General features: G+C 45.3%; 23 protein-coding genes and 1 pseudogene. 19 read left to right on the forward strand and 5 right to left on the reverse strand.

Features of this window, described 5'->3' with window-relative positions:
• Nucleotides 1-152: 152 nt before the first annotated feature.
• From G519_RS48815 to G519_RS0108685, 4 genes and pseudogenes are all read left to right on the forward strand, one after another.
• A pseudogene (locus G519_RS48815) lies at nucleotides 153-505 on the forward strand (IS110 family transposase); the annotation flags it as partial.
• A gap of 1,148 nt (nucleotides 506-1,653) precedes the next feature.
• Nucleotides 1,654-1,902, forward strand: coding sequence for a hypothetical protein (locus G519_RS42305; protein ID WP_051253262.1), 249 nt, complete (start codon nucleotides 1,654-1,656; stop codon nucleotides 1,900-1,902).
• 229 nt (nucleotides 1,903-2,131) lie between these two features.
• Entirely contained in the window at nucleotides 2,132-2,608 is a 477-nt protein-coding gene (locus G519_RS0108680; protein ID WP_244280061.1) for a MarR family winged helix-turn-helix transcriptional regulator, read from the forward strand.
• A gap of 54 nt (nucleotides 2,609-2,662) precedes the next feature.
• On the forward strand, nucleotides 2,663-3,484 hold the full coding sequence (locus G519_RS0108685; RefSeq protein ID WP_029194341.1) for an alpha/beta fold hydrolase: 822 nt from the start codon (nucleotides 2,663-2,665) through the stop codon (nucleotides 3,482-3,484).
• Nucleotides 3,485-3,712: 228 nt separating this feature from the next.
• Here G519_RS0108685 and G519_RS0108690 read toward each other — a convergent pair whose 3' ends face one another.
• Nucleotides 3,713-4,387 carry an Hsp33 family molecular chaperone HslO gene (locus tag G519_RS0108690; protein ID WP_084160081.1) on the reverse strand — a complete coding sequence of 225 codons (675 nt, stop codon included), beginning with the start codon at nucleotides 4,385-4,387 and terminating at the stop codon, nucleotides 3,713-3,715.
• Nucleotides 4,383-4,598, reverse strand: a complete 216-nt coding sequence (locus G519_RS53490) for an Hsp33 family molecular chaperone HslO (RefSeq protein ID WP_127527797.1) — start codon at nucleotides 4,596-4,598, stop codon at nucleotides 4,383-4,385. Before G519_RS53490 ends, G519_RS0108690 begins: the two co-directional genes overlap by 5 nt.
• Nucleotides 4,599-4,703: 105 nt before the next feature.
• Here G519_RS53490 and G519_RS47325 point away from each other — a divergent pair, with 105 nt between their 5' ends.
• The gene (locus tag G519_RS47325; protein ID WP_064743406.1) at nucleotides 4,704-5,132 is read left to right on the forward strand and encodes a MerR family transcriptional regulator; all 429 of its coding nucleotides are present in this window, start codon (nucleotides 4,704-4,706) and stop codon (nucleotides 5,130-5,132) included.
• 162 nt (nucleotides 5,133-5,294) lie between these two features.
• Here the strand turns inward: G519_RS47325 and G519_RS0108705 are convergent, their stop codons facing one another.
• The gene (locus G519_RS0108705; RefSeq protein ID WP_029194344.1) at nucleotides 5,295-5,684 is read right to left on the reverse strand and encodes a DUF1259 domain-containing protein; all 390 of its coding nucleotides are present in this window, start codon (nucleotides 5,682-5,684) and stop codon (nucleotides 5,295-5,297) included.
• Between the two features lie 582 nt (nucleotides 5,685-6,266).
• Between G519_RS0108705 and G519_RS0108710 the strand changes: the two genes are divergently transcribed.
• The 7 genes from G519_RS0108710 to G519_RS0108740 all read left to right on the forward strand — a co-directional run bounded on the left by G519_RS0108710 (nucleotide 6,267) and on the right by G519_RS0108740 (nucleotide 11,739).
• Nucleotides 6,267-6,740: a MerR family transcriptional regulator gene (locus G519_RS0108710; RefSeq protein WP_029194345.1), complete on the forward strand. Its 474-nt coding sequence runs from the start codon at nucleotides 6,267-6,269 to the stop codon at nucleotides 6,738-6,740.
• A gap of 76 nt (nucleotides 6,741-6,816) precedes the next feature.
• Nucleotides 6,817-7,644, forward strand: a complete 828-nt coding sequence (locus tag G519_RS53250) for an SRPBCC family protein (protein ID WP_307720081.1) — start codon at nucleotides 6,817-6,819, stop codon at nucleotides 7,642-7,644.
• 255 nt (nucleotides 7,645-7,899) lie between these two features.
• Complete coding sequence (locus G519_RS0108720) at nucleotides 7,900-8,472, forward strand: class I SAM-dependent methyltransferase (RefSeq protein ID WP_029194346.1); 573 nt, start codon at nucleotides 7,900-7,902, stop codon at nucleotides 8,470-8,472.
• Nucleotides 8,472-9,146, forward strand: a complete 675-nt coding sequence (locus G519_RS42325) for a phosphatase PAP2 family protein (RefSeq protein WP_064743407.1) — start codon at nucleotides 8,472-8,474, stop codon at nucleotides 9,144-9,146. Before G519_RS0108720 ends, G519_RS42325 begins: the two co-directional genes overlap by 1 nt.
• Before the next feature lie 170 nt (nucleotides 9,147-9,316).
• Nucleotides 9,317-10,018 carry a response regulator transcription factor gene (locus tag G519_RS0108730; RefSeq protein WP_029194347.1) on the forward strand — a complete coding sequence of 234 codons (702 nt, stop codon included), beginning with the start codon at nucleotides 9,317-9,319 and terminating at the stop codon, nucleotides 10,016-10,018.
• Nucleotides 10,011-11,156, forward strand: a complete 1,146-nt coding sequence (locus tag G519_RS42330; protein WP_051253263.1) for a sensor histidine kinase — start codon at nucleotides 10,011-10,013, stop codon at nucleotides 11,154-11,156. The genes G519_RS0108730 and G519_RS42330 overlap by 8 nt, the downstream gene beginning before the upstream one ends.
• Before the next feature lie 82 nt (nucleotides 11,157-11,238).
• Nucleotides 11,239-11,739, forward strand: coding sequence for a shikimate kinase (locus tag G519_RS0108740; RefSeq protein WP_029194348.1), 501 nt, complete (start codon nucleotides 11,239-11,241; stop codon nucleotides 11,737-11,739).
• 122 nt (nucleotides 11,740-11,861) lie between these two features.
• Here G519_RS0108740 and G519_RS0108745 read toward each other — a convergent pair whose 3' ends face one another.
• Nucleotides 11,862-13,652: a sulfatase-like hydrolase/transferase gene (locus tag G519_RS0108745; RefSeq protein ID WP_029194349.1), complete on the reverse strand. Its 1,791-nt coding sequence runs from the start codon at nucleotides 13,650-13,652 to the stop codon at nucleotides 11,862-11,864.
• Between the two features lie 208 nt (nucleotides 13,653-13,860).
• Here G519_RS0108745 and G519_RS0108750 point away from each other — a divergent pair, with 208 nt between their 5' ends.
• From G519_RS0108750 to G519_RS0108780, 7 genes are all read left to right on the forward strand, one after another.
• Complete coding sequence (locus tag G519_RS0108750; RefSeq protein ID WP_029194350.1) at nucleotides 13,861-14,823, forward strand: phosphotransferase family protein; 963 nt, start codon at nucleotides 13,861-13,863, stop codon at nucleotides 14,821-14,823.
• Nucleotides 14,824-15,074: 251 nt separating this feature from the next.
• Nucleotides 15,075-15,617, forward strand: coding sequence for a GNAT family N-acetyltransferase (locus tag G519_RS0108755; RefSeq protein ID WP_051253264.1), 543 nt, complete (start codon nucleotides 15,075-15,077; stop codon nucleotides 15,615-15,617).
• Between the two features lie 150 nt (nucleotides 15,618-15,767).
• Nucleotides 15,768-16,070, forward strand: a complete 303-nt coding sequence (locus tag G519_RS0108760) for a hypothetical protein (RefSeq protein ID WP_029194352.1) — start codon at nucleotides 15,768-15,770, stop codon at nucleotides 16,068-16,070.
• Between the two features lie 193 nt (nucleotides 16,071-16,263).
• Complete coding sequence (locus G519_RS0108765) at nucleotides 16,264-16,593, forward strand: ArsR/SmtB family transcription factor (RefSeq protein ID WP_029194353.1); 330 nt, start codon at nucleotides 16,264-16,266, stop codon at nucleotides 16,591-16,593.
• A complete protein-coding gene (locus tag G519_RS0108770; protein ID WP_029194354.1) occupies nucleotides 16,590-16,985 on the forward strand; it encodes an SRPBCC family protein in 396 nt (131 codons plus the stop codon). Before G519_RS0108765 ends, G519_RS0108770 begins: the two co-directional genes overlap by 4 nt.
• A 248-nt stretch (nucleotides 16,986-17,233) precedes the next feature.
• Nucleotides 17,234-19,489 carry an ATP-binding cassette domain-containing protein gene (locus G519_RS0108775; RefSeq protein WP_029194355.1) on the forward strand — a complete coding sequence of 752 codons (2,256 nt, stop codon included), beginning with the start codon at nucleotides 17,234-17,236 and terminating at the stop codon, nucleotides 19,487-19,489.
• 661 nt (nucleotides 19,490-20,150) lie between these two features.
• Nucleotides 20,151-20,471, forward strand: coding sequence for a reverse transcriptase family protein (locus tag G519_RS0108780; protein ID WP_029194356.1), 321 nt, complete (start codon nucleotides 20,151-20,153; stop codon nucleotides 20,469-20,471).
• Nucleotides 20,472-20,476: 5 nt separating this feature from the next.
• Here G519_RS0108780 and G519_RS50065 read toward each other — a convergent pair.
• Nucleotides 20,477-20,762: hypothetical protein (locus G519_RS50065; protein WP_029194357.1), on the reverse strand; the 286-nt coding region annotated here is incomplete at its 5' end.

Below are 20,762 nucleotides of genomic sequence, written 5' to 3' on the forward strand. Positions count from 1 at the left end.
GTGATAAACTCGGTGGCCTGTTGTACTAAACATTCTTGTAAGGCCTAAGATTTGGCCTTTGTCAAAAAAGGAGCGCCTCGGTATGATGGGTTTGTCAACGGGTTTATAACCCAATACCATCAAGGAGGCGCTCTTTCTATGAAGTGTAAACAATCGACGGTCAAAATCAACGCATTGAACGAATTTCCACATCTCACCTTGTTGTGGGTATAGATATCGCGAAGGAAACTCATGTAGCTCAAGTAACTAATTTTCGCGGCATCGTACTTAGTAAGCGACAGCTTACATTCTCAAATACAATTGAAGGATTCGAAAAATTAGAACGATGGATTGACGAAATCAGGCAGAAACACCGCTTAAAAGGACTCATAATCGGCATGGAGCCGACCGGACATTACGGGTATAACTTGGCCAAATTGGCTTGCCGACAAGGGCAAGAGCGTTGTCATGGTGAATCCGGCCACCACCAAACGAAAACAAAGAGAACCGGGATAATTCTCCCTCGTGGGATTCTTTCTTTATGTTCTGATTATTATTCGAAACTAACTAGGATGTCCAAGCAATTGTATTAAAGGTCCGTATAATAGTAGAAAATCACACAGATTTCATTAGGAGTTAATTGTTTTGGTTATGTCTACTACCGGTGGCTGATTTTCGGCTACTGATCTTGTCCTGTGCGTCTTGATGGCTGTTGTTTCGATGTATTATGGAGGACATGCTTTAGCCTGTAACAACCTTGTTCTGTGCGCCTTGTTGGGTATCATTACGATGTAAAGGAAAAAGTCCTCGGGGTCCTTTCCCACGGACATATCAATAGAATCTGGATTTACTTATAGACTAAGCGGAGCGAAAATAAGTTGTGGATCTGCAATTTGTGCATCCTGCTTTGCGATTTTTGCTTGTCTTCAGCATCGATGACGGAAAAGGGCACAGAGGACGGAGTTCGTCGAATGTAGAATTTGTCCATCACTTTCCTACGATGGTAGTACATAAGCGGTCCCACCGACGAAGCCCCGGTGAGACCGCTTTGATTTTTTTGTGAAATGATTATAGACCCTGCGCCAGCCGGATACGCAGGGTCCTGATTCAAACATAGAAGGACAATGGAGGTGGACCAATCCTTCTTATTTTTATATTATGTGTTCCTATTTAATTTGGTGAATGCTCTAGTATGGATGGTATATCCACTCCGCATCCAATACTTCCTATCAGTTGTTATCTTGCAGGTACCATCGCTATTGTGTTTGTCTATAAAAATGTACTTAAAACCCCACGGAATTATTCGTAGGATTTAGAGGAGGATTCCAAGCCATCGGAAGTGGATGAAGACACGATATTAATTTATGATTTTAACAGAATCTTAAAAAACGAAAGACCCAAGCAGCAATACGCCGCTCGGGTCCTCATTGTGTTAAAGAAGCTTTGTATCGAATAGGGAGATATTAGTTCCCCTCCACGCACGCACATTCTTTGAAATACCCAATCACAATGGTATTAGGAGTATAACCCACTAAAGGTAGCTTTAATGAAAAAAGACGGAATGATTTTACTTGTCTCGATAGTATTTGTTCTTTTAGTCATTATTTTATTTTTTGTACATGAACCGCGATTAACCTTCCAAATGAAAAAATCTAAAAGGCAAGGTGATATTAAATGGCAATCAATAAAAAACATGTGAAAACTCTAATTGGAAAAAAGGTTTACGTCATGACACGCCAAGGACAGGTCGTAGAAGGCATTTTGCATAAGATGGACCGTAAGAAAATATATCTTGATACAAATAAGAAGCCTGTAGGCACAAGTGCTTTCTCACCATTCTTCAGCCCATTCACACCGCTTGTACTTTTCGATTTGCTGGCAATTTCTGAGTCTCCGTTTTTCTTTAGCCCATTTTTCATTTAATCATCTCGATGCATGAGTGTTTAAAGTTTGCCCGTGAAGTGACTCTTAAAAGTTAGACACTATATAGTTTGGAAGCTTCTAGAGCATGAGTTCGGTATTGTATTGAGCTCATGCTCTTTAATTTTGCCTTAATCCGTTTTGGTTGTAGCATTTAATGTATTTGTCCAGCTCAATTTTCAACTGTTCGATAATCTTACATTCCTGTGTCTCGGATTTTAAGATGTAAAAATTGAACTCCCAAAGTACATTTGACATTGGTTTGATATCAAACTATAATACGGTTATGCAAAGTAGAGATGCAATTTCATTGATTTCCAAAATTAGAGAGAAAGTTAATCGGTTTATAGTAGCAGAGATGGTGAAGTATGGGATAGACGGTATTGGCACTTCGCATGGTGATATCATCTATGAACTATTTAAGAAGCCCAGACTCACTATGGCGGACATTTCTAAAGGAATTAATAAGGATAAATCTACAGTCACAGCACTTGTTGACAAGTTGGTCCGGCTTGGATATGTGACAAAGGAAAGGGACAGAGAGGACACGAGGGTTGTTTATGTTGCTTTAACCCATAAGGGGAGTGAACTGAAACCAATCTTTGAATCAATATCTAAAGAAATGTTAGACGTGTTTTACTTAAACATCTCTGAAAAAGAAAAAGAAGATCTGCTTAACGTTTTAAAAAAGATTTATTACAACTTTTAAATTTTTTTCAATAAATAGTTTGATATCAAAATAAATTTCGAGGAGGAAATCATCGTGAAAGATTTTACGAAAGAATTGCCCGATCATATAGAGAAATACATTGGGGAAAACGATTTATTTTTAGAGATATTCGAGGGGGAAAACCTTCCGAAAGCAACTAAAAAAAGGCCCCCTTTGCTTTTTGTACACGGTAGCTACTCAGGAAGTTGGATGTGGAGCAAATACATTCCTCACTTTATCAATGAAGGGTGGAAATGCTATGTCATGAACTTGAGAAGTCACTACAAAAGCAGGCTGTTGGATATGACTAAGATAACTTTCGAGGATTATTTGGAGGATATTAAAGAGGTTATCGCTGAGTGTGGTGTTTCGCCGATTCTTATCGGATTTAGCATGGGGGGGATCTTGAGCCAGAAGTTGGCTGAAACCGTTGAGATCGCAGGATTGGTGTTGATCGATTCAGTCATAAGCAGAGAAGTTCATGAAGTAGTACCATACAAAGAATTAGCCCAATTGCCATCTGGTAACATATTGCCTGCCCCAGCTCGTGAAGAGCATACAAGCATAGATGAAACGGCAGATGACATTGAATTTCAAAGAAAGTATCTGACAATGGAGTCATCTAAAGCATTTAGCGCTTTTTCCTTTTCAATCGAAACAAAGGGGATATCAATAGACAGCAGTTTAATTTCTTGCCCGTGCTTGGTTATCAAAGCAGTAAACTGTGATGATGACGACCTTCGGGGCAGGGTGACAGCAGAGCACTTCCAGGCTGCATATAAAGGGCTTTGGAACACAACTCATACCGGCGTGCTGGTAGGGCAGAGATATATGGAAACAGTAGATACAATCATGGACTGGTTAAAAAGATTTTAAATGGGCGCCAGGGTAAGATAGCGCACCATAGAGTAATGTATAATCAACCGCAAGGGAGCGCTTTGCCATGAAGGCATTCGGATGTCGGATATGGAGGCCCATGTAATCTCATGGACCCACTAAATTTATGCACAAAACTTGCCGTTACAGATTGCGCGGTTAGCGATATCTCCTGTAAACGCAAAACGCAGCCAAAGCAGCTGCGTTCACTTTTATGCTGACAGTTGTTTAAATAAGGCTCGCAATCTCACTTGAATCAAAGTTATATTTTTTTCCACATACATTGCACACAATCTCTATGAAACTGTCATTTTCATAGGCATTCGCCAGTTCTTCCTTGTCCAAAGCAAATAGCATGGGATAAAGGATCTCTTTGGAGCATCCACAAAACAAACGTACAGGCTCAATGCCTACAATGTCGATGTCTTCAAATATCAAGTTTGGAAGTTCTTTAAAAGTCTTGCTGGTCTCTGGATCAATCAAGTACGATTGATGATCTGATATTACGTTTCTTATTGTATGAATAAGACGAATCGGAGCGCCCGGAAGCAGTTGGGCCATGACTCCCCTGCTTAACACAATCTCATTTTTTTCATTGAAAACTATGTTTACTGAAAACCATGAAGGAGTCTGTTCGCTTTGTTTAAAATAATGTGACATATCATCAACAATATTCCCGTATGGCATATCTGTGATCCCTGTAAATACGTTGTTCATTCCTATATCGGTCGTGACCTGAATACATCCTCTAGCACCTATCAACTGTTCGATCGATAAATTGTTCAAATAGTCTGAAGGCGCGTTTAATAATTCATCACTAATATAACCGCGTACATTTCCCTTAGAATCGACATCTGCAAAGATTTTATAAGTATGATTGCTAGCTTTTACTTTTAGACTAATCCGTCCGTTGAGTGCCCTTTAGAATTCCTGTTAGCATACTTGCAACGGATACGGTTTTACCAAGTGAGGTTTTAAGGAGTTTATTCATATGATCATGATTGCAAACAGCTCTGATCAGATCAGTATTTTCCACAAATAGAATGCGTGCTTGTTTATTATAGGCTAATGTTTTAATTAAGTAATTATCCATTTGAAACAAAATCCTCTCCATGATTTCTTATGTTGATGTTTTTACTAGGGTACTTTATAGTATAAATCCTGACGTAACGTCAGGTTCAAGTCGTTTTTTTATCGTGCTATCCTTGGAGGGATCTGTATGGAGAATCGGAGTTGGAAAATAGGAGAAATCGCAAAACGAACAGGTCTAACCATACGAAGCCTGCATCATTATGATCAGATCGGATTGTTCTCGCCATCCCGGGTTACCGAATCCGGGCACCGCCTATATACAGATGCTGATGTTACTAGGTTGCATCAAATTATATCGCTTAAGCAGCTCGGTTTTGCTCTAGAGGAAATCAAAGTAATGATTAATAACCCTGTTTATAATCTGACAAATATGCTGGAAATGCAGCTTTCCCGATTAAACGAGCAAATAAACATACTGGTAGAGTTACGTGTTCGCTTGCAAGATATTTTTGAACTGTTAGATTCAGGGCAATCGGTATCAAGTGAAAGGTTTATGATGGCAATGCAAATGATGAGGATCATTCAGAGCCCGCATTTTAAGCCGAGGCAACTGTAGCCGCATGGGCAGGCATTTGGATTGGCATCATAAAGAATAAAGCCGTCTTCCTAGTCATTTTAGGATAACGGCTATACTTTATTTACGAGGTTTTTTTTAGAAAGGTTTGGTGACTCTCAATGTCTATGGTGCATATTTGGCCATGGCTTTCAGTGCCAACCGTTAATGAATTGCTTTTAACGCTTGCCTGACTTTTCTTGCGAAAACAAGTGGTCTATCAACCGATTCAATATTGATATAAATCAACCTTGGTTGCTCGAACAACCATTCGTTGCGAACAGACGAAACTTTTATTCCTTGATCTCGAATGGCCGAAATGAATGTATTGACTTCTTTTTGTAAGAATGCACCTCTACCTAAACATAGTGCTCTTCCAGTTCTATTATTTAAAGATTCGAACGAAAAAGAAGACGTTACACGAAATCTTTTTCCCAAAATTGTTGCTCTTATTTGATCTCGATTTATTGTCGTCACACATTTTCCGCCAGCGAAGCCGGGTTGGCCACCTATAATCTTTGAGAACTGCTCACAAAGCAAACCGTTATTCGCCATACTTCGATCCTCCTTAGGTTTCTATTTATGGTATGAGCACACGAACAGGGTACTAAAAGCTTTTAAAAGCTGCTGCGGTTTACTTTGTGTTTTAAAAATATAAGATGTGCACCTAAAGGGCGCACATCTTAACTTAAAATACCACAATAACTCCTTGTACAGATGCTGCTCCTGCACCAATATTCGTGATTCGGAGTTTGTACGTTCCGGCCGGTATATGAAAGCTCAAAGCTACTGTAAGGGTTCCAGTCAGCGTTACGCTGTTGGTAACCGGGATACCAGTTACGGCATTCACAATCTGATATCTGACAACAGGGGTTGTAATACTGCCAGCTCCGCGGCGTTGGGAAACTATGATTTCTCCTCTATTTACTAGGTTCCGGACCTGGAGGGTAGCCAGCAGTAGAGTAGAATAACTCGTCGCTACTAAAAAAGGGTATTGAAGGATTTTTAAAGTACATATAGAATATTTTTGAATATATTTAACACCAAAATATTAACTAACCTCTTGCACCTTACGTAACGTCACGTTTTATACTAAAAACACCGGTAAACAGCTAGCGCCAAAGAAAGGAGTGGGTTATGCAGCAGTATTGGAAAGTGGGGGATCTTGCCAAATTGACTGGACTTACAATCCGCACTCTGCGGTTTTACGATCAAATCGGCTTATTTTCACCGTCAGGACATTCCGATATAGGTCATCGGTTGTATAACGAAGCCGATATCAAGCGGCTGCACCAAATCTTGTCTCTAAAAGATTTGGGCCTATCGCTTGATGAAATTCAGTCGGTACTTAAAGGGCATACTTATAACCCATCTGACATCGTGGATATTCAGATTGAACGGGTTCGGAAAAATATAAAAACTGGGCAGAAACTTCTGGCTGAACTCGAGCGCGTGGCCGAACGAATGAACCAGCAGGAGCCGCTTTCAATTGACGCATTTATTTCATTACTGGAAACGATGAAGTTAAGCCACGAAAAGTATATTATTGATCACCGGATGAACTGGGAGCGCCGTTTCGATATGCTTGGCGATTTTCTAAACGATAATTAAACTTGAGTTCTCTAAAGGGAGGCATTTACTTATGAAACAGTGAAATACGATTCATTCTACATTCCAAATTGAGCGCATTTACCGAGCCACTCCGGAACGCGTGTTTGCGGCATGGTCCGACCGAAGCAGCAAAGCTCGCTGGTTCCAGCCTGCCGAGGAATTCGACTTTCGCATCGGGGGACGTGAATTTAGCAGAGGTGGCCCTCCAGGTGGACCTGTCTATACATTTGAGGCCTATTACCAGGAAATCTTACCCAATGAACGACTCGTATACACGTATAGTCTGGACCAAGGAGAAATCCGGATATCGGTGTCCATCGCAACCATTGAAATCATACCGACCATCGATGGTGTCAAACTAATATTTACGGAGCAGGGAACGTTTTTAGACGGCTACGATACGCCGGAACAACGCGAGCATGGAACTAATGTAATGCTGGACCTTCTCGGGAAATCTCTTGGGGAAAGCAACGCAGCTACCTTCGAACTCGTATCTCGTCGGAAGTTCGGTGCCTCTCGGAATTTGGTAAACCGAGCTTGGACGGAGCCTGAACTTCTCGCCCAGTGGTGGGGACCTAACGGTTTCACGAATACTTTCCACACATTCGATTTTAGACCCGGAGGCATCTGGGAATATACGATGCATAGCCCTGACGGAACTGGCTTTCCGAACCGAAGTGTTTTTCATGAAATCGGGCCCGAATGTATTGTGCTACGGCACGAATCCAGACCTAACTTTATCCTGACTTTCACAATCGAGGTTGTTGACGGTGGGACTGAGATTACTTTCCGGCAGACTTTCGAAACAGAGGAAGAATACAATAAGCTTAAACCTATTTGCGAAGAAGCGAATGAACAAAATTTAGACAGGCTCGGATCGCTGTTGAAGAGGCTTTACGAGTAGGATTGGTAAACGTCTAATAAATCCGTTACTTATACCCATGTGCAGCTAGTTCAGACGGCTGCCTTCTAATGGACCGCCGCCTCAACCCGCTCAAAGTCCCTGTTGTCATGTTGCGCAAGCGACTGAACAGGGGCTTTTTGTGTTCTTTCTTTCTTCAAACTTTCTTCAGAATTCCTTTGTTTTTTTCTTCGTTCATTCTTTAGATTGTTTCGTTACGATAGATGCATCTTAAGTGAACGAGAGGAGAGTTCTTTCATGATTAGAACCATGCAAGAGCAACTGTTATTTCTATATAAATTCATGCGTGCGCCGAGACAGATCGGAAGTGTCACGCCTAGCTCCGTGTTTCTGGCAAAAAAAATGCTCGAGCCCGTAGAATGGAATCAAGTAAGGAGCATCGCCGAACTCGGGGCGGGCACCGGTGCCATTACGAGACAACTGGCACAAGTTCTGCATAAAGAGGCAAAGGTTCTATTGTTCGAAAAGGACCAACATTTACGCAGTCAATTGTCCGCCCGGTTTCGGGACTTCGCCTGTTATGCCGACGCTTGCAGCATGCAGCCTGCCATACGGAGAGAAGGAATCGACGGGCTCGATTGTATCTTGAGCGGTCTTCCATTTTTTAATTTTCCGCTGGCTATGCGCGAGCAATTAATGAACCAGATCGAAACGACGCTGAAGCCGGGCGGCTTGTTCATCGCCTTCCAGTATTCGCAGCAGATGCGAAAGCAGCTCAGCCGAAGATTCGAAATCGAGCGCGTTCATTTTGTCCCTCTCAATTTCCCGCCCGCTTTCGTATACGTCTGCCGCAAAGGGGGAGTATCTTGATGGGCTCGAAAAAAACCGACGCCAACATCAACGCCAAAATGAAGCTTGCCACCTATTTTCCGCTTCTTTGGCTGCTTGCGATTCCGGTTTTGAACGTATTTTACGGTCTGCTGAATAACGGCAGCGGCGATGTCGGCAATTTGATGACCGATTTGGACAATTTGATCCCTTTCATTCCGATTTTTATTATTCCTTACTTGATCTGGTATCCGTTCTTATTGGGCATGTTTATTGTCTTGTTCCTGAAAGATAGAGCAGTCTACTACCGAAGCTTGACTGCCTTGTGTGCAGGGCTTATCTCTTGCTTCCTTATTTATGCGACGTTTCAAACGACCGTACCCAGACCTCCCATAAATGACGACGGCTGGTTAATCGGGCTTGTGAAATTCGTTTATGCGACCGATAAGCCGTTCAACTGCTTTCCGAGCATTCATGTCCTGACTAGCTATATCGTATTGAAAGCATCGTATCGCTGCAGCTTTGAGCGAATAGCGCGAACGGCGATATTCATAGCCGCTTGGAGCATCATCATCTCCACTTTGTTCGTGAAACAGCATGCGCTTCTGGACGTTGCCGGGGCTGTTTTGCTGGCCGAAGCGCTTGTGTTCGCTGAGAAGCTTATCCGCTTTGAAAACCGCAAAACATCAAAAGAGGCCCGCGCCCATAAACTATGAATGGCTTCTGTCGCTCCACGTTGGAACACCTGTTTTGACACGTTGAGTCGCAAGATAAAAAAGGAAAAATAATTGCGTTTTTCGGAGACGCTTTTCTAAAAATATGGTAGCCTTGCAATAGGCATTAGTTATTTTTTTCCTAAACATAACAAACCTGGGAGTGATTCAACTTGACCATAAGCGTTCTCCTCGCCGACGACGATCCGGAAATTCGCGACGTGATTCGTATCTACTTGCAAAATGAAGGCTACCGAGTTTTTGAATCGGAGGATGGCGTTCAAGCACTCGAGATGTTGCGCCGGGAATCAGTCGATTTGATCATTCTGGACGTCATGATGCCGAATATGGATGGAATCAGAGCTTGCTTCAAGATTAGAGAGATGACGAAAATTCCGATCATCATGCTTTCAGCCAAAAGCGAGGATATCGACAAAATAACGGGTCTTACTACCGGGGCGGACGATTACGTGGCCAAACCGTTCAATCCGTTGGAGCTGATTGCAAGAGTCAAGGCGCAGCTGCGCAGGCAAAAGTTCACCGGAGCGGCCGATCATCAGGCCAAAGTTTCTAATGACAGCGTAGTAGAAATCGACGAGTTGGTCATTAATAAAAACAAGCACCTCGTGACAGTGCGCGGCCGGGAGGCGTCTCTTACGCCGATTGAGTTCTCCATTCTGGAGCTGCTTGCTGGCCATAGAGGACAGGTGTTCAATGTGGAGCAAATTTATAGGAGCGTTTGGAAGGAAGACAAATTTTTGTCCGACAATACGGTGATGGTCCACGTGCGCAACATTCGCGAGAAGATCGAAGACAATCCGCGCGAACCGCGATTTATTAAAACGGTTTGGGGAGTGGGATATAAAGTTGAATAGAGACTTCTTTTCCCTCTTTAACTGGAAAAAGAGCATCAGGCTGCGCTTGCTCGGATCTCTACTGTTTAGCCTTATTGTCTCTTTTTTCGGAACGTCCCTCATCAATGACATTTTGAAATATATTTTACCGCAGATTATCAGACCGAAGATTGATGGCGCAGCTTTTACCTTTGTTGGCGCGGCCTTTTCCTTCCTCTCGTTTTTGTTTTTCTTTTTGCTCCTATTTTTCTTCCTGATGCGTCATATTGTTAGGCAAGTGAGAACTCTTGCCGACGGCCTCATGGCGATCGCCAAGGGAGATCTCCATTACCGGGTGCCGCTACCGGGCCAAGATGAACTGGGGGAAGTCGCGCAGAACATCAATTACATGGCAGAGCAGCTACAAAGCATGATGATGAGAGAACGACAGATCGAGACATCCAAAATGGAACTGATCACGCACGTATCCCATGATTTGCGCACACCTTTGACGAGCATCATCGGCTATTTGAACCTGCTCAAAAATGACGACTACCATGACTTGGATGAACACAAACGGTATATTCATAACGCCTATAACAAGACCCAGCAAATGAAAAAGCTGATCGACGATCTGTTCGAGTATACCCGTCTTACCAGCGGCGACGTCAACCCCACCTTCCGGAAGATCGACCTAAACAGCCTCCTCGAGCAAATCATCATCGAGTTTGAGCCGATCGCGCAAGAACTCTCCCTTACGGTGAAGAAGGATTGGGACCAACAGCCCCTATTTGCCCATGTTGATGTTGAAAAGCTGGTGCGGGCGATCGATAACTTGCTCATGAATGCGCTCAAGTTTTCCTTGAAGCCAGGCGAAATTACGGTTCGGCTTGCCGAGAACAGCCATTTTATCGTGTTTGTTGTTGAAAATTGGGGAAGCCCGGTTACCAAGGAGCAAGAGAAGCTTTTGTTCGAGCGTTTTTATAAGGCGGAGCCTTCAAGGCGCGATCGGGACGTGCCTTCGGGCGCAGGACTCGGGCTATCGATTGCGAACTATATCGTAGAACTGCACGGAGGAAGAATCGGTCTGAAGCATGAGAACGGGCATTTCACCTTTTTTATTGAGCTGCCGAAAGCGGCACAAATAACGAAGTGCAATGGTGGCGAAGAGTTTAAATGAATGATGGGGACGAGGTCAACCAGAAAAATGGCTGACCTCATAATTAACGAAGCCAATACCAATTAACAAAGTGAGGAAGAATATGAATATAGTTCTTATAGGTATGTCTGGAGCTGGTAAAAGCACTTTAGGTGTGTTGCTTGCAAAAGCTTTAGGAATGGATTACGTGGATACAGATATTGTTATACAACAACATGAAGGTAGGTTGTTACAAGATATAATTGATAATGATGGTCTCGAAAAATTTATGGAAGTCGAAGAAAAAATTGTGTCTGAGTTGCAACTACAAAATTGCATTATATCAACAGGTGGAAGTGTTATATATTCAGAAAAAGCTATAAATGTCCTTAAACAAGGTGGACAGATAATTTATTTACATGTCCCATATGAAGAAATTAAAAGGAGACTAGTAAACATAACAACCAGAGGCATTGTAATAAAGAAAGGAAATAGTCTTAAGGACGTTTACGAGGAAAGAGTTCCTCTATACATTAAGTATAGTGATAAGACTCTTGATTGCTCAAATAAGGATATTGAACATTGCGTTAGTGAAATTATAGAGAAATTACAAGAAAGTCATTGATGGATTTTTTTTGCATTGTGCTCTGAAATGCCCATTCGATTCGTCAGTGATCTCCCCTTACTCTTCCAATAACCGACAGAGTATTTTTGCCTTTCCACGCCGTTTTCCTTTTGTATAACTCATTATCTAAAATCGGTATTCCCCTTATATCGAAGGTCACCTTGTTCTGGTCTCAAACGCTTCTGGCTTCGTTGCTCCTCCAATAAACGGACCATATGCAATCGGACGTTTTCCGATTGCGGCGTGGCCCAAGAAGGGTGAGCGAGATTACGGGTTTCCAAAGGATCCTCGGTTAAGTTGTAGAACTCGTATTGCTCAGGAACCGGTTCGGTTTTGCAAGTAACATGACAAGTGGGAGTAGATGTTTGTTCTGGATCTGCACATACGTCACCAAACAACTGAATCGTGAGGTCTCGCACACCCGGTTCGCTCCAGAACTGCTCGTTGTCGAAGTAACGGGAAAATTTCCATAGCTGATTTGGCAGTCCGTGCTGTCCGGGTAGATCGGCGATAACGGTCTCGATGTGGTTAGGCTGAACGACAGAGGTGTAAGCTCTCCCTAATGGATTGAATTGATGCTGGCCACGTGTTATATCGTCATCGGTCATGAAATAAACGGGCTCCCTGCGGTAGGAGGATCCCCCAAGCTCTTTACTACCGAGTAAGTATGGCGTAAGATCGCGGCCAACGAAGGGGCGGACTTCGCTGAAGCTGCTTTGCAACCGGTATTGAATACTGGGAATGTCTGCGTCCGCAAGTCCAAGCATCGTAGGCAGAAGGTCGACATGGGAGGTTAGCTCTGAAAAGCATTGCCTGTGCGGAAAGAGGCGCTTGTTGTGAATGAGGAAGGGCACATGCAGAACTTCTTCATAGGCGCAGTACATTTTCTGGTGCAGATGGCCGTGGGCGCCCAGCAGCTCACCGTGATCTGAAGTGAAAATGACAATTGTATCGTCACTGAAAGAAGAGCGGCTCAGCGCTTCTAAGACCTTCATTATTTGAAGATCGGCATTTTTTTGCAACTGATAATACAGCTTTCGATAAAACGGCTCATTTACGATTGGCTGCAGGGCTATTGGATAAGTATCCCGGTAGCTGGCCTGGCAACGTGGCTTCGTATTCAGAAATTCACCGATCGTGGGCGGAGGAAGGACTTCCGGCATCGGATCGACCTGGAAATGAAACAAGTTCGGTAGATGGTCGGTCAGCATACCATACAACGCAATATCGTGCGGGTTTACAAAGGAGGCGACGACGAGCCATGGCTTTGAACCAGAGTCGGTACGCTTTAGATGATCCAGCGCTTCAATCAGCTTAACAGTCTCTGTGCCGTAAACGACATCCCTGCCGCTCAAGCCTGTAGCTGCCGATGAAGCGGAATTACGAGGATTGCGGCCATGGGGTTCAGGCCCGATCCAAGATGAGAAGCCGAAGGCATACAGCGGATCTGCGGACAAATAAAGCTGTTCCCGCTGTGGGTCCGGCACACCAGTTGCAGGATTGTAGCTAGGCATATCATCTTTAGTTCCAGGAACCAGAATATCTTCATACGAAATATGCCATTTGCCTTTGTAATATGTTTGGTACCCTGCCTCGCGAAAGTAATTGCCCATCGTAGGCACAGTATTCGGCGGCAACCAGAACATATCTGAATCGAAAGCACTCTTCGCGATGCCGTTCGTTTGCGAGACACCATGGAGTGAGGGGTAATGGCCGGTAAACATCGTAGCCCGGCTCGGACAGCACGCAGCGCTACCGATATAGTGACGGTGGAGTTCCACGCTATTCGCGCGCAACCGTTCGTGGGCGGGGAGATTTGTGAGCCGCCAAGCTCTAATCTCGGGGCTTTCGTAGAGAGGAGGATACCGCTCCTCATCGACAACAATCAGGAGGAAGTTCGGCTTATTTATCATATACACACCCCCGAATTAACCTGTTCTACCCTAGATGTATGCGGGGAAGGTAATCACCATGCTGATTAAAATGGGGACTCGCATTCCCGACGGAGCTATCTCTAAGTAAAAGGATGAAGATCGTTTATTACGGCATTCAGCTAAGGGCAGGAATGTTGAATGATTCTAGTGAAAATATAAGAGATCGACTAAGTTAAGGGGGAAGGTTATGGATGATACGTGGGAACGTTCTATACTGTTCTATCATTTGGATACAGTTACGGCATCACACTTGTTTCATCTATTCGATCCAATGACCAAACTGGAGAGTATACATCAACTAAATGAGGGCAAACGCAACACGAATTATCGTATTCAAACGTCTGCTGGTGATTATGTTCTGCGCATCTACCCAAGTGGTAATGATAGTTGGCGTAAGGAATCCAAAATTCGCAGTGTATTGCAAGGGGAGATACCTCTGCAGCATCTTTGTCATTTGGATCAGCATGAGGCGATTGGCAACCGTACTTTCGCGATTTATGAATTCGTAAAAGGACAAACGTTGCTTGAAGCCATACTCTTTGGCTATATGCCGAATGAGGATATCTTGTACCAGCTAGGTGGAATGTTGGCAACCATCCATGAGTTTCGTTATCCGCAGGTCGGATTTTTGAACGAGACGTTGGAAGTGGTAGAGGAACTTACCCCGTTGGAAACTTGGTATGCGTATTTTCTGAATTCAACAGTCTGCCAAAGATTGGGGAAATGCACAGTTGATCGTATCGAACGGCTTGTTAATCGGAACAAGAATATGCTTCGGGACATGGATAAACAAGTTTCTCTCGTCCATGGAGACTTTCGTCCGACTAACCTTCTGCTTTTAGAAGGAAAGATTAATTGTATATTGGATTGGGAGTTCGCGATGGCCGGTCATTCCATCGCGGATATCGGCCAGTTCTTTCGGTATGAGAGTCAGTTCCAAGCGACTCACAAAAATGTCTTTGTTCAAGCCTATAATGAACGATCGGCTTGGAAGTTACCAGCCGACTGGGAGTGTATGGGAATGATGCGTGATCTGGTCAATCTGCTGCAAATGCTTGGTACTGAGGAGGAACTTCCAGTGAAATTTTTTGATTTGACCAAGCTTATTGAAGGGACCTTACGGAAATTAGAAGCGATTCGGGTTACATGAGATTGTTACGCTTACGAAAAACGATAGTTGAAATCAACACAAACGAGTTTTTTATTACTAAAAAAGCAATCGAAAGTCTAACCGAAAAATTGGGACTCCCTAAACCCAATTTACAAACTAAAAAACAATTATTTCCGATTCATTCGAGCAGGTTTCGTATAATCACAGCATTAGTCTCATCCAAATCAATATCCGAGCCTTCCCTCTTGTGATATAATTATCCATTATCTTAGTTTGTGGGGATGGTGCATATGTCGGAGCAGCAAGTGTACGTCCGGTTCCCTGAGGAGGCGGACGCCGGAGAATTGACAGCAATGTACAAGCGCAATCGGGAGTTCTTCGAGAAGTTTTCGCCAAGCAACCCGGAGGAGTACTATACGGAGGAACACCAGCTCCAAACGATTATTAAGAGCAGGGCTGACAGGGTGGAGGATCGGAAATATGCTTTCTTGGTATGCCACAAGGAGGACGACCGGATTATTGGCAACATAGGGCTATCCTTTGTGGTACGGGGACCGCTTCAGAGCTGTATGATCGGATACAGCCTAGACCAGGCTTATAACGGCAATGGCTATATGACGGAAGCAGTGAAGCAGGTGGTACGCTATGCCTTCGGGGAGCTGAAGTTTCACCGGATCGTCGGGGAAGCCTCACCCCGAAATCCAGGATCTATCCGCGTGCTTGAGAATGCCGGCTTCCACAAAGAAGGCATCTCCCGAAGCAATGTGAAGATCAACGGGGTGTGGGAAGATCATCAGGTTCTGGCCCTTATCAATCCGTCCGAAGATATCTAGTCAACCACCGATGAACTATAACGCAGGAGCTGCATTGAAGCAGCTCTTTTTTTGATTTCAATGAATGCTATTTTGCTGGGGTAGAGATTTGTGTCAATAATGTAGGTACACCGCATCGGGCGGTTCCAGCTTCAAGCGGCGATTCAGTCCGTGCATGCCCAGCGAGCCTGGACGGGCCGAACAGAGTGGGAAGAGATTGCGTTGTTGTACGAGGGGCTCATGGGTTTCGCTCCAACGATCGGCACAATCGTCGGCCGGGCGGCAGACGTTGCTGAGGCGCATGGGGCCGAAATCGGGATGGCGTTGTTGAGAGAATTACCAGCCGAAGCGGTCAAGAGCTATCAGCCTTATTGGGCGCTGAGCGCACAATTTGTTCAAGCGAATGCAGAGATTCGAAGAGGCTCATGCTGCATACAGCCGTTCCATTGGACTGTGCATGGATCCTTCCTTTAGCGCGTTTTTGGAGAAGCAAGCTGGAGAATGTAGTTTTCATGTGGAATTTATGAATGTTATTGACACGACACCAAATGGTGACCTATAATTAAAGTGACACTAAATGGTGTCGAAATATGAACTCTCGCCTCGTGGGCGCTATGTCCGAAGTGCCGCATATGTCCCTTGGTAATAATATTTAGGAGAGGGTGTTGTGAAAGAGAACAATCAGTTGCGGGATGTGTATGACGCGATTGCAGATCCAACTAGGCGCCGACTGATTCGTCTGTTATCAGAGGCAGAAGAGATACCGCTTCATGAGTTAACGACTCAGTTTCAAATGGGCCGTACAGCGGTATCCAAGCATTTGACAATCCTTAAAGAGGCCGGACTGGTACTTGATCGAAAAGTCGGCAGAGAAACGCGATTTAGGCTAAACGCCTCTCCACTCAGAGAAATTCAAGATTGGGTTGCTTTCTACAGCAAGTTCTGGAGTACGAATATGTTGCGCTTGAACCAATTATTAGAGGAGGAAGAAGAATGAGTTTAACATTATCCTTAGATTTTCAGTACACGTCATCGATTGAGAAGGTTTGGTCCGCTTTAACCGATCCAAGCAAGCTTGCCAAGTGGGTCATGGAAAATGATTTTAAGCCCGTTGTAGGACACCGTTTTCAGTTCCGCACGCAGCCGACCGAATATTGGAATGGAATTATTGAAGGCGAAGTGCTTCTCGTGGACCCACCAAACCGGTTGTCCTATACTTTTGCCAGTGGAGAGGAGCACACGGTCACCTGGACGCTGCAGGACTTAGGGGATGGAAAGGTTAATCTACATCTCGAACAAACCGGAATCTCAAATGCTCAGGCACTGGGAGGCGCTAAGTATGGCTGGACTAACTGGTGCGGTGAGCTTGAAAAGTTGTTGGAACAATAACCGCATTCGGTACTAAAACATCTCCTTCCCCCCATGCTTAATTAATGGGTACGATAGTTGAACCCTGCTTGACCCGAATCGACATTAAACCGGCTGCATATAATTTGCAGCCGGTTTATGTTGATTCGGACATTTTGAGAATTTCTTGTCGGTTCGGGTCAAGTTCCCATTAGAATTTAACCGATTGCACGATGAATGGTACAATGTGAATATGAGTAGAAATTAACATAATCGGAAGGATGTTAATTATGAGCGAGTCTAATCAGGAGTATATCGTAATCTCGGCTGCGAGGGAAAACAATCTCAAGAACGTATCCTTGCGCATTCCCAAGCGGAAGATCACGATTTTCACCGGGGTATCCGGATCCGGCAAGTCATCGATCGTCTTCGATACCATCGCCGCTGAATCCCAGCGTCTGCTGAACGAAAACTTCAGCATGTTCGTCCGCAACTTTCTGCCGCGTTTTCCGCAACCGGATGCAGACGCGATCGAGAACCTCAGCATGGCTGTTATTGTGGATCAGAAGCGGCTGGGCGGCGGTTCCCATTCCACGATGGGCACGATTACTGATATCTCTCCCATTCTCCGTCTTCTCTTCTCCCGGGTGGGTCAGCCCTATGTTGGACATGTAAACATGTTCTCGTTTAACGATTCGCAAGGCATGTGTCCCGAGTGCAACGGGATTGGTCGAAGGCTTGGCGTCGACATGAGCAAGGCGCTGGACAAGGCAAAGTCGTTGAATGAAGGGGCGATTATGCTCCCGGACTATAAGGTGAACAGCTGGGATTGGAACATGATCGTGCAGTCAGGGTCCTTCGATCTCGACAAGAAGCTAATCGATTATTCGGATGAGGATCTGGATCAACTGCTGTACGCCAAGGCGAGGAAAGTGGAGATGGATTTCGCCGGGAAGGCAGTGAATATTACAGTTGAAGGCATTATCGAGAAGTTCACCAACAAGTACATCAAACAGGATGTGAAGACGAAGTCCGAGCGTACACAACAAGCTGTTGCGCCGTACATCTCCGAGGGTCCCTGCTACAGCTGCCGCGGCGCGAGACTCAGTCAGGCTGCGCTGGGCTGCAGGATCAATGGGCTTAACATTGCAGAGATGTCCTCCATGGAGGTCGGACAGCTCATCCGCATCATTCGGGAGATTGACGACGCGATCGCCGCGCCGGTCGTCAAATCGCTGACAGAGCGGTTGCAGCATCTGGTGGATATCGGACTTGATTATTTGACGCTGGACCGTGAGACGGATACATTGTCCGGCGGCGAGTCGCAGCGCGTCAAGATGGTGAAGCACCTGAGCGGCAGTCTGGTGGATGTCACTTACATCTTCGATGAGCCCAGCGTTGGCTTGCACCCCCGTGATGTACACCGGTTAAATGAATTGCTTCAGAAGCTGCGCGACAAAGGCAATACCGTGATTGTCGTCGAGCATGATCCCGATGTGATCAAGTTGGCGGATCATATCGTCGACGTCGGACCTCACGCCGGCAGCCGCGGAGGTACCATCGTGTATGAAGGAAGCTTCCAAGGACTTCTAGAGTCAGGTACACTGACAGGCACCCATATGAAGCGGCCGCTCCAGCTGAAGCACGATTGCAGGCAGCCATCCGGCAAGCTGTCCATCAAGGATGCCCTACTTCACAACCTGCGGAACGTGAGTGTGGATATTCCAACCGGAGTGCTGACAGTAGTAACGGGTGTCGCCGGCTCGGGCAAGAGTACGCTAATTAACGAAGTATTCCTCAGCGAGCATCCGGATGCAATCGTCATCGACCAATCGGCGGTAGGCGTGTCAACACGCTCGAATCCCGCGACCTACACGGGCATTATGGATGATGTGCGCAAGGCGTTTGCTTCCGCGAACAAGGTTAACCAAGGATTGTTCAGCTTCAACTCCAAGGGGGCTTGCGAGAACTGCCAAGGACTGGGTGTTGTGTATACAGACCTTGCATACCTCGACAGCGTTAAGCTGCCATGCGAAGTATGCGGAGGCAGACGGTTCAAGGAAGAGGTGCTCGCGTACAAGCTGAACGGTAAGTCAATTGCAGAAGTGCTGGAGATGACTGTGGATCAGGCATTGGATTTTTTTCAGCTAAAAGAGGTTATGCGTAAGCTCCAGGCGATGAGTGATGTGGGGCTGAACTATATTACACTCGGCCAGCCTCTCAGCACGCTCTCTGGCGGGGAATGCCAGCGCATCAAGCTGGCGAGCGAGCTGCATAAGAAGGGAAGCATCTACGTGATGGACGAGCCGACGACCGGCCTGCATATGTCAGATATCGGTCACCTTCTGGAGATCATGAACCGCCTCGTGGATACCGGCAATACGGTGATCGTCATCGAGCACAACCTCGAGGTGATCAGCCAAGCGGATTGGATTATCGATATGGGACCCGACGGAGGCAGCAAGGGCGGCCAGGTGGTGTTCGAGGGCACACCGCCACAGATCATCCATGCGGAGCAGTCGATCACGGGAAGCTACTTGATGTAATACATCAAATGCGATCTTATTTAATTCGAGGTCACTCTATTGAGTGGCCTTTTTATGTGCGACGGGCAGTCGCAACTTTAGCGCAATAGCGTTATGAGTAAACGAATACAAGCGGCGGTGACGTTACCTTGGTAAATACGAGCCGAGAACTTGGAAAGTTGCTTTCTCGAAGGTGAAAGTCCTTCCTCAAGCTTTCTGGTAAGACTTGAGAAGCTTAATCTAGGGCAATATCGCGAGGTACTTGTCTGAAGGAGATGCGGGAAATCGAGAGATCCGCAAGCGGATGTGCAGACCCAAATGCGAAAGCGTGAAGCACGTAGCGGCAGGATAAGTCGGCGACTGTGCGTAAATAACGGGAAGCCTAAGGAAAAAAATTGCCATCCAATGAACCAGACGAATAGCAATGGCTTATCAGGTGAAGGTGCTGGGTATGTACAGAAGGAAGATGTGATGACCCCGTGAGATTCTCCACTCCCCTGGAGGGAAAAAAAATCAGGATGGCTACATATAAAGCTTCGCCGAAATTATAGTCATGGTGGAGAATTCAGAAACGGAAGGGGAACGACCTCGTGGACAAACACTTGAATGTGGTGCTGGACAACCGTCACGTTACTGCGGTAAGAACTAACGGAATGAGCGCGATGAAAGGTGAGAGATAGACTTGAATCAAGAACTGAAGCTAAAATGGCATAGTATTTACGGGCAAATTCTGTTTGAAAGAAAACTTCATGGAGCATGGTTACAAGTAAAAGAAAACAAAGGCGCGGGCGGAATCGACGGTGAAACCATCGAGAGTTACGAGAGGAAGCTGGATGAAAATCTGGGGGAACTTCTACGAAAACTGAGGGAGAAAGCCTATGTCCCTTCCCCTGTACGAAGACGCTACATCCCGAAGAAAAACGGGAAGATGCGACCACTGGGGATACCGAAGGTAAGTTCATACTGCACGCCTCCCAATTTGGTTTTGGACTTTATAGCATAGTAACCCTATTTCAGCAATTTGACTGGTTCAAGATGCCCAGAATCCTGAATACGTTGTCGTAGTGCAATCTCTTTTTGCTCGTCTAGCGGGATATCCCAAGGAAATCCCGGTCCTATCTTCTGACCCTGCAATATCCCATGATCAAGCCAATAATAGACAACATGAGTAGATACCTCCAAGCGCTGCGCCACCTCCTTTACCGTGAAGCCTTGTCGTGGTAGTGAAAAGGCAGGTATTTTGTTCAAGTAGCGGATCCACTTGATCGAGGGGACTGTGAAAATTCTACCTTCT

The organism is Paenibacillus alginolyticus DSM 5050 = NBRC 15375, from assembly GCF_000422905.1.
Taxonomy (GTDB): domain Bacteria; phylum Bacillota; class Bacilli; order Paenibacillales; family NBRC-103111; genus Paenibacillus_E; species Paenibacillus_E alginolyticus.

What these genes read in the sequence shown, in the direction of transcription:
- G519_RS42305 (WP_051253262.1), top strand. Translation starts at nt 1,654, where the DNA reads ATGGCAATCAATAAAAAACATGTGAAAACTCTAATTGGAAAAAAGGTT.
- G519_RS53490 (WP_127527797.1), bottom strand. Translation starts at nt 4,598, where the DNA reads ATGGAGAGGATTTTGTTTCAAATGGATAATTACTTAATTAAAACATTA.
- G519_RS47325 (WP_064743406.1), top strand. Translation starts at nt 4,704, where the DNA reads ATGGAGAATCGGAGTTGGAAAATAGGAGAAATCGCAAAACGAACAGGT.
- G519_RS0108705 (WP_029194344.1), bottom strand. Translation starts at nt 5,684, where the DNA reads ATGGCGAATAACGGTTTGCTTTGTGAGCAGTTCTCAAAGATTATAGGT.
- G519_RS0108710 (WP_029194345.1), top strand. Translation starts at nt 6,267, where the DNA reads ATGCAGCAGTATTGGAAAGTGGGGGATCTTGCCAAATTGACTGGACTT.
- G519_RS0108720 (WP_029194346.1), top strand. Translation starts at nt 7,900, where the DNA reads ATGATTAGAACCATGCAAGAGCAACTGTTATTTCTATATAAATTCATG.
- G519_RS42325 (WP_064743407.1), top strand. Translation starts at nt 8,472, where the DNA reads ATGGGCTCGAAAAAAACCGACGCCAACATCAACGCCAAAATGAAGCTT.
- G519_RS0108740 (WP_029194348.1), top strand. Translation starts at nt 11,239, where the DNA reads ATGAATATAGTTCTTATAGGTATGTCTGGAGCTGGTAAAAGCACTTTA.
- G519_RS0108745 (WP_029194349.1), bottom strand. Translation starts at nt 13,652, where the DNA reads ATGATAAATAAGCCGAACTTCCTCCTGATTGTTGTCGATGAGGAGCGG.
- G519_RS0108750 (WP_029194350.1), top strand. Translation starts at nt 13,861, where the DNA reads ATGGATGATACGTGGGAACGTTCTATACTGTTCTATCATTTGGATACA.
- G519_RS0108755 (WP_051253264.1), top strand. Translation starts at nt 15,075, where the DNA reads ATGTCGGAGCAGCAAGTGTACGTCCGGTTCCCTGAGGAGGCGGACGCC.
- G519_RS0108770 (WP_029194354.1), top strand. Translation starts at nt 16,590, where the DNA reads ATGAGTTTAACATTATCCTTAGATTTTCAGTACACGTCATCGATTGAG.
- G519_RS0108775 (WP_029194355.1), top strand. Translation starts at nt 17,234, where the DNA reads ATGAGCGAGTCTAATCAGGAGTATATCGTAATCTCGGCTGCGAGGGAA.